The 8,188-nt window shown below is 60.3% G+C and carries 7 protein-coding genes; 3 read left to right on the forward strand and 4 right to left on the reverse strand.

Going from position 1 to position 8,188, the window contains the following annotated elements:
* Positions 1-14 precede the first annotated feature (14 nt).
* The 4 genes from WCL58_RS23495 to WCL58_RS23510 form a co-directional block, all read right to left on the reverse strand.
* Positions 15-1,085 (reverse strand): ABC transporter ATP-binding protein, encoded by a 1,071-nt coding sequence (locus tag WCL58_RS23495; protein WP_060422732.1) that lies wholly within the window; start codon positions 1,083-1,085, stop codon positions 15-17.
* Positions 1,078-2,847 (reverse strand): ABC transporter permease, encoded by a 1,770-nt coding sequence (locus tag WCL58_RS23500; protein ID WP_060422728.1) that lies wholly within the window; start codon positions 2,845-2,847, stop codon positions 1,078-1,080. The genes WCL58_RS23495 and WCL58_RS23500 overlap by 8 nt, the downstream gene beginning before the upstream one ends.
* A 78-nt stretch (positions 2,848-2,925) precedes the next feature.
* Complete coding sequence (locus WCL58_RS23505; RefSeq protein WP_060441366.1) at positions 2,926-4,014, reverse strand: ABC transporter substrate-binding protein; 1,089 nt, start codon at positions 4,012-4,014, stop codon at positions 2,926-2,928.
* A gap of 166 nt (positions 4,015-4,180) precedes the next feature.
* Positions 4,181-5,098: a DMT family transporter gene (locus tag WCL58_RS23510; RefSeq protein ID WP_084827173.1), complete on the reverse strand. Its 918-nt coding sequence runs from the start codon at positions 5,096-5,098 to the stop codon at positions 4,181-4,183.
* A gap of 293 nt (positions 5,099-5,391) precedes the next feature.
* Between WCL58_RS23510 and WCL58_RS23515 the strand changes: the two genes are divergently transcribed.
* The 3 genes from WCL58_RS23515 (at position 5,392) to brnQ (ending at position 8,171) form a co-directional block, all read left to right on the forward strand.
* On the forward strand, positions 5,392-5,724 hold the full coding sequence (locus WCL58_RS23515) for a tRNA-binding protein (RefSeq protein ID WP_048234649.1): 333 nt from the start codon (positions 5,392-5,394) through the stop codon (positions 5,722-5,724).
* A gap of 30 nt (positions 5,725-5,754) precedes the next feature.
* The gene (locus tag WCL58_RS23520) at positions 5,755-6,636 is read left to right on the forward strand and encodes a 2OG-Fe dioxygenase family protein (protein WP_038871106.1); all 882 of its coding nucleotides are present in this window, start codon (positions 5,755-5,757) and stop codon (positions 6,634-6,636) included.
* A gap of 212 nt (positions 6,637-6,848) precedes the next feature.
* The gene (gene brnQ / locus WCL58_RS23525; protein WP_141960217.1) at positions 6,849-8,171 is read left to right on the forward strand and encodes a branched-chain amino acid transport system II carrier protein; all 1,323 of its coding nucleotides are present in this window, start codon (positions 6,849-6,851) and stop codon (positions 8,169-8,171) included.
* The last annotated feature ends 17 nt before the right edge of the window (positions 8,172-8,188 follow it).

Genomic DNA, 8,188 nt, shown 5'->3' on the forward strand with positions numbered 1-8,188 from the left:
TGCGGGCGTCCTGACTAGGCTTTCGGGAATATCCACAGATGCTCGGCCGGCAGGGAGAGCCGGCAAAGCGCCTGACTGCGCGCCTCGTGGCCATAGGCGCGCACCACGAAATCCTCGGCCACGGTGCGGAACAGGTACTCCCAGCGATCGCCGAGATACATGCTGGTCAACAGCGGCAGCTCAAGCTGGTTGCCCTGCGGATCTTCGCCCAACCGCACGCGCTCCACGCGGATCACCGCCGAGCCCTCCTGGCCAACCTGCACGCCTTCGCCCGCTTTGCCCCACAGCGCCCAGTCCTTGCCTTCGATGCGCGCCCGATCGCCTTCCAGCGCCACGATCTTGCCCGGCAAGCGGTTGTTGCTGCCCATGAACTCAGCGGTGAACAGCGTAGTGGGTGAACCGTACATCTCCTGCGGCGTACCCTGCTGTTCGATTTTGCCGTTGTTGAGCAGCAGGATGCGATCGGAGATGGCCATCGCCTCGTTCTGATCGTGGGTCACCATCAGCGCCGACAGGCCGAGCTTGATGATCAACTCGCGCAGGAATACCCGCGCCTCTTCGCGCAGCTTGGCGTCAAGGTTGGACAGCGGCTCGTCCAGCAGGATCACCGGCGGGTTGTAGACCAGCGCACGCCCAATCGCCACGCGCTGCTGCTGGCCGCCAGAAAGCTGGTGCGGATGGCGCTTGGCCAGATGCCCCAACCCGAGCTGATCCAGCACCGCCTGCACCCGCTGGGTGATTTCCGCCGAGGCGATCTTACGCAGCTTCAGCGGGTAAGCGACGTTCTCAAACACCGTTTTATGCGGCCACAGCGCATAGGACTGAAACACCAGCCCCAGATTGCGCTCTTCGGCGGGAATTTCGCTGCGCGCGCTGCCGTTGTACACCGCATTATTGCCGATGACGATTCGGCCCTGGCTCGGTTTCTCCAGCCCGGCCACCGCCCGCAGCAGCGTGGTTTTGCCGCTGCCCGACGGGCCCAGCAGCGAGACCACTTCGCCCCGTTTCAGCTCCATCGACACCCCTTTCAGCACCGGGTTGTCGCCATAGGTCAAATGCAGATTCTCTACCGAAAGTTCAATCATGTAATTTCACTCCAAAGCGCAAGGCGATCCCCAACCCCAGCACCACCAGCAGGATATTGATGAACGACAGCGCGGCGACGATATCGATAGCGCCCGCGGCCCACAGGGAAACCAGCATCGAGCCGATGGTTTCCGTGCCCGGAGACAGCAGATACACCCCGGTAGAATATTCGCGCTCAAAGATCAGGAACATCAGCAGCCAAGAGCCGATCAGGCCGTAGCGCGACAGCGGAATGGTGACGTGACGGGTGACCTGGCCGCGGCTGGCGCCGGCGCTGCGCGCCGCCTCCTCCAGCTCCGGCCCCACCTGCAGCAGCGTGGAAGAGATCAGCCGCAGGCCGTAAGCCATCCACACCACGGTGTACGCCAGCCAGACGCTGAAGATGGTGCTGCGCAGCGAACGCAGCCAGACAATCCAGTTAGCACGCAGCCACTCGGCCATCGGCAGCGCCGACAGCCAGCCCTCCTTGAGCGATTTGTCCAGCCACATCGGCAGGAACAGAAACACCCACAGGAATGCCAGGCCGGCCAGCAGCCCCGGCACCGCACGCGGCACCAGCACGCTGTAGTCGAGGAAGCGCGTGGCGCCATCCGGCTTGCGGTGCATGGCGATGCCGATAAACAGGTAGCACGCCACCGCCAACGCCCCGCCGATCACCCCGATCGCCATTGAGTTGACGATGGCGCGCAGCAGGTTGGGCTGCGCCCAGATGGTGCGGAAGGTGTTGATCGACAGCTCGTCCCAAACAGACACGCCCACGCCCCAGTTGGAGATAAAGGCGCGCAGCACCACGCCGATCAGCGGCACGCCGATGGTGACGGTCAGCCAAAACACCACCACCGCGCCGGCCACCCAGCGCCATTTGCCCAGCGGCAGCGCGCGGGCCTGCGAGGCTTTGCCCTTGACGGTGACGAAACGGTTGGCGGTACGCATCAGCCGGCGCTGCAGCATCACCAGCGGAATGGTGATGCAGATCAGCACCACCGCCACCGCCGCCATCAGGTGGTAAGACGGCGTGCCCAGCTTGTTGGTCAACTGGTAAAGGTAGGTCGCCAGCACCAGGTTGCCCTCCGGATCCCCCAGCACCAGCATCAGGCCGAACACTTCCAGCCCGAGGAAGAACAGCAGCACTCCGGCATACAGGATAGACGGCCGCACCATCGGCAGACTGACGGCGGTCATGACCTGCAGCGGCGTGGCACCGGCGGTGCGCGCCGCTTCTTCAACGTCGGAGCCCACGCTGCGCAGCGCCGAGGAGATATACAGATACGCGTGGGGCACGTGCGTCAATCCGGCAATCACCACGATGCTGGCCATCGAATAGATATTCCACGGCACGAAGCCCAGCAGCGCCTCCGCCCACAGCGAGAAGAAGCCCACCGGCCCCGCCGCCACCACGTAGCCGAAGCCCAGCACCATCGGCGACACGAAGATCGGCACCAGAATCAGCGGCTCGATGATCCGCCGCCCCGGCAGATCGGTGCGCACCATCAGGAAGGCCAAAATGCCGCCGAGCGGGATGGCGATGATCACCAGCCCGAATGCCAGAATAAAGCCGCTCTTCAGCGCCTTGTAGAAATCCGGATCGGTAAAGATGAACTCGAAGGCCTCCAGGCTGAAGACCTTGGAGGGAGAGAAGAACGGTGCCGAGAGGAAGCTTTGAATGATGATAAACGACAGGGGGACATAGATAACCAGTGCGGTTATCAACACCACCAGGCCGCGCGGCAGGCTCTGCCACTTTCTGCGCCATGCTTGCATAAATGCTCCCTATGGTTGTAAACGCCGACCAAAGGGCGCACGCCTCTAAGGCAGGCGCGCGTCCGAATGCAGTCCCTGTTATTTCGCCGCAGCGGCGCGCCATTGTTTGATGTAGTCGAGGCGTTTGGCCGGCTGCAGGTATTCCAGCAGGCTATCGTCGACCGGGATCGGCTTGAGCGCGTTGCCCAGCAGCTTGGTCATGCCGTCAATGTCGTTCTTGCCTTCGATGTCGTTGCGGATCGAGGGGATATCCGCCTGATTGGCGAGAATATTTTGCCCTTTTTCCGACAGCACGTAGTCGAACCACAGCTTGGCGGCGTTAGGGTTGCCGGCCTCTTTGCTGATGAAGCTCACGCGCGACAGCACCAGGGTATAGTCTTTCGGATAGACGATGCCGAGCGACGGATCGCTCTTGGCGCGAGCCTCGGCGTACGAACCGAGGATATTGAAGCCGATCAGGTTTTCACCGGAGGAGACGCGCTCCATCATGGTGCCGGTGGAGGATTGTACCGCCAGCCCGCCCTTGGCCACGTCGGCCAGCGTTTTGAAGTAGTTAGGATCGGCCTTGAAGTCCTGCACCGACAGCATGAAGCCGACGCCAGATTTTTCGATGTCGTACGTGGTGACTTTCTTCTTGAATTTGTCCGTCTGGCCGGCGATCAGTTTAGCCAGCGCCGCGTGCGAATCCGGCACATCGCCTTGCGGGATCAGGCGTTTGTTATAGATAAACACCACCGGCTCATAGGTGGTGCCATACACCTTATCTTGCCATACCGCCCATTTCGGCAGCTGAGCCTGCTCGGGGGAGGCGTATTCCTGTGCGTAATCGCCCGCCAGTTTCAAAATGGTGTCCATCGACGAGCTCCACACCACGTCGCCGCTGGTGCCGCCGGCCGCCTGCTCGCTGATGAAGCGGTTATACAGTTCGGTACTGTTCATGTCGTTGTATTCCACCTTAATGCCCGGATACAACGCCTCGAACCCCTGGATCAGCGGCGCCGCCGCCTTGGTGTCGGTGGTCGAGTAAATCACCACCTTGCCTTCTTTCTTCGCGCCGTCGACCCGTTTCTGATAGTCGGCGGGGTAGCCCGCCGGGAAGGCCGCATAGGCGGAAACGGAGCCCAGTAAGGTGATTGCAGCTACGGTAGCGCTGATTTTTTTCATCATCATCCATCCCCTGATCACATTTAATAAACCAAAAATTAACATATAGTTAATAAGTGTGACGAGGCAACGCCGTTGCTTTGTTATCTTTCCGTTTTGTGAGGTTGGCCATTTTTCAGCCAATAAAAAAGCCCGGCAGCGCGGGCTTTACGGCACTTCCTGTTGCAGACTATTCGGCCAAGCGAGAGCGCCGCAGCAGGCGAATTCGCTGTACGATGGCGACTCCCAGCAGCGTCAGCACAAATCCTGCCAGCTGCAGCAGCGACAGCGCCTCGCCAAACAGCACGTACGCCTGCAGTGCCGCCGCCGGCGGCACCAGCAGCATCAGCGCGGTAATGCGAGTCAAATCGCCGTGGCGCACCATCCAGATAAACAGCGCGGTGCCGCCCAGCGACAACACGCCGGCCGACCACAGCAGCGAGAACCACAGCGTCGGCGAATTGTCCCAGGCGCCAGAGCCCATCACGGCCGCCAGCACGCCGGTTACGATCGCGGCGCCGAGGTGCTGAATGGCGCCTGCCGCCCGCAGATCGGCCGCCGCCAGCGAAGACTTCTGCACCATGATGCCGATCGTCAGCGCGACGATGCTGCCAAACCCCATCAGAATCGGCAACAGCGCCATATTGCCGACGTCGATACCGGTCAGCCGAGGGGAGAGCACCAGCGCAACACCGATAAAACCAACCGCCAGCCCAGCCCAGGAACGCAATCCTATCGATTTGCGCAGCACCAGCGCGAAAATCAGCGCGGTGAACAGCGGCTGCAATCCGCCAATGAGCGACATCACCCCGGCCGCCAGGCCGTTCGCCACCGCCCACCAGCTTGCGGCGAGATAAACGCCGTTCATCAGCATGCCGGTCAGCAGGTGCATCACGAACTGTCGCCCCTTGGGCCAGGCGCAATGCAGCGCCAGCAGGGCGAATACCGCAGCGGCGATCAAAAAGCGCAAAGTCAGGAAAAGGTTGGGATCGGCATGATCCGCCACCGCCCGCGCGGCAATAAAACCGGTCGACCAAATTAATATCAGGAAAAACGGCGCGATAAATGCCTTTCGCCGATCGCGTTTTTCGCGCTGGGTTATTTCCATATCACTACCTGAAAAATGCGGCTGATGAGTTAATGCGGAACATACTAACCAATTTAACACCGGCTTAACAGCACCGACACCGGCCCCCCTAAGCCTGCGTAATGAACACACTTGCGGGAAATAATGACGTTTCAATTTTATATAATTCACCAAGATTATAATTAAGCTCACCCCGTTACGACAATGTAAATTAATTGCTACATCCGGTATAACTATTCCCCTCCTGGCGGCGTTGTCGGAATAATTCCCCTTTGCTAGCCTTCCTGAAGCCACTTAATTAACTGGACTGACTTATGGCCGAAATCACTGATTTTATGAAACTGGATATGCGTATTGGCGAAATTATTTCCGTGGAATATAACGACAAGGCGTTAAAGCCCGCCTATAAGCTGCGCATTGATTTCGGCGAAGAAATTGGCATTAAAAACAGCTCGGCGCAATTATGCGAAAACTATCAGGAAGATGATCTGCTCGGCAAAAAAGTCATCTCCGTCGTTAATTTCCCCGCCAGGCGGGTTGCTGGATTTAAATCCGAAGTGCTGGTACTTGCCGCGGTCACCCGGGATCAAGGCACCGTCTTGCTGAAAACCGACTTCGACGTGGAGATCGGCAGCAAGATTTTATAATCGCCACATCATTCGTGAGGCCCCCGAGAAATGCGACAGTTATCCCTGCTTGATGAAGTTAAGAAGGCGTATCAGGAACACCGTTCAGCCTTTATCCCCGGCGCCACCATGCAAGCGATCCTGCTGGCGCTGGGCGCGCGGCCGGAAGATTTCGCCAAGCTGCAGCAGGTCAGCGGCAATCTGGCGGACGATCCCACGCTGCCTTTCCGCAAGTCCAGAAACGGCCGCTTCTGTTTCGACTTCGATCGCGCCCAGATTGAGCGGCTGGAATTCCAGCCTTTCGTGCTCTCGGTCGAGGAAGACTTCATCCGTTACGATTCGGGCAAGGTGCGCCACTTCCGCGGCATCAACGACGATCTGCAGTTGAATACGGCATTCCAGGCGCTGATGAAATTCAAAGCCTACGTGATCGATGGCGTGAGCGTGACGCCGCGCGCCCGGCTTAATCAGGAGATCAACAAATTCGTCTGCACGGTGTTCAACCTGCGCACCGTCACCACGCCGCAGATGCTGGGCGAACCGGCGCTGGAAGGCGTGCACAGCGACGGCGTCGACCACACCATGACGACCTTCCTCGGCTGCGACAACATGACCGACGACAGCGCCAAGACCTTTATTCACGATATGCGCGAAACCAGCGGGATCAAATTCGATCGGGCCCGGCCAGAATGGATTTTGGGCGAAATACAGCATCGGCATTTCCTCGATACCCTGCTGATTGTCGATCATGAACGCAAACATAGCCTCTCACCGGTGGAAGCGCAGGACAAACGCCGGCATTCGACCCGCGATATGCTGATCTTTTTCACCCGCAAACCGGTCGAAGACGGCCACGTCTCTTTCGCGTATGACTCTTTCAAACCGCATATCGAAATCCCGCTGTCGATAGACATGGTGGCGCGCGCGAGCTAACGCGCAGCCGGGCCGGCCGCCATGATCCCTCTGTGCGGCCGGTTCACGCCAGGATAAACAGCGCTGGATTAATCAGGTTTTTGTCGCCGAATTATTATATCCTGCCAGACGAAAATTTTGCGGGCGCTCGCTGCCCTCTGCGCCTGCCCTCTGCAGTTATCCATTCCGCAGCAGGCCGTTTATTTCATGAATACAGGCAGTGCCATACCGTTATGACCAAGAATTTATCCCCGAAAGACATTATCGCCCTGGGCTTTATGACCTTCGCCCTGTTTGTCGGCGCCGGCAACATCATTTTCCCCCCGCTGGTGGGGCTGCAGTCCGGCGAACATCTGTGGCCGGCCGCCCTCGGGTTTATGGTGACCGCCGTCGCCTTGCCGGTGATCGCCGTGATCGCGCTGGCGCGCGTCGGCGGCAGCATCAGCCTGCTGACCGGCCCCATCGGCCGCACCGCCGGCCTGCTGTTGGCGACCGTCTGCTATCTGGCGCTCGGCCCGCTGTTCGCCACGCCGCGAACCGCCAATGTCTCTTTCGCCCTCGGCATCGCGCCCTTCACCGGCGACGGCGCCCTGCCGCAGTTCATCTACAGCCTGCTGTTCTTTACCCTGGCGATGATCGTCTCGCTGTATCCCGGCCGGTTGCTCGATAACGTCGGCCATATTCTGGCGCCGCTGAAAATCCTGGCGCTGGCCGCGCTCGGCATCGCCGCCCTAGTTTGGCCCGCCGGTGAACCGGTCTCCGCCGTCGGCAGCTATCAGGCATCGGCGTTTTCCACCGGCTTCGTGCAGGGTTATCAAACCATGGACACGCTGTCGGCGCTGATGTTTGGCTCGATTATCGTCACCGCCGCCCGCTCGCGCGGCGTCAGCGACAGCGGCCTGCTGCTGCGCTACACCCTGTGGGCCAGCCTGATCGCCGGCGTCGGCCTGACGCTGGTCTATATCTGCATGTTCAAACTCGGCGCCGGCAGCGGCAGCCTGGTCGAGAGTGGCGCTCAGGATGGCGCGGCAATCCTGCACGCTTATGTGCAACACACCTTCGGCGATCTGGGCAGCGTCTTTATGGCAGTGCTGATGTTCATCGCCTGCCTGGTGACGGCGGTCGGCATGACCTGCGCCTGCGCGGACTTCTTCTCTCGCTACCTGCCGCTCTCTTACCGCACGCTGGTGGTTATCCTCGCCCTCTTCGCCATGCTGGTCTCCAACATGGGGCTGGCCAACCTGATCCGCGTCTCGCTACCGGTGCTGACGGCGATCTATCCGCCCTGCATCGCGCTAGTGTTGCTCAGCTTCAGCCAGAACCGCTGGCGCAGCGCCAAGCGCGTCTTCGCACCGGTGATCGCCACCAGCCTGGTGTTTGGCCTCGCCGACGGCCTGAAGGCCTCCAGCTTCAGCGGCCTGCTGCCCGTCTGGTTCGATAAGCTGCCGCTGGCCGAACAGGGGCTGGTCTGGCTGCAGCCTACGCTGCTGGTGCTGTTGCTGGCGGCGACTTATGACCGGTTGCGCAGCGTCGAAAGCGCCAACGTCGCGTCGTAAGCACGGGTCACGCCCAT

Origin of the sequence: Serratia sp. TMDUHS_CL (assembly GCF_037137105.1) — a bacterium.
GTDB lineage: Bacteria > Pseudomonadota > Gammaproteobacteria > Enterobacterales > Enterobacteriaceae > Serratia > Serratia nevei.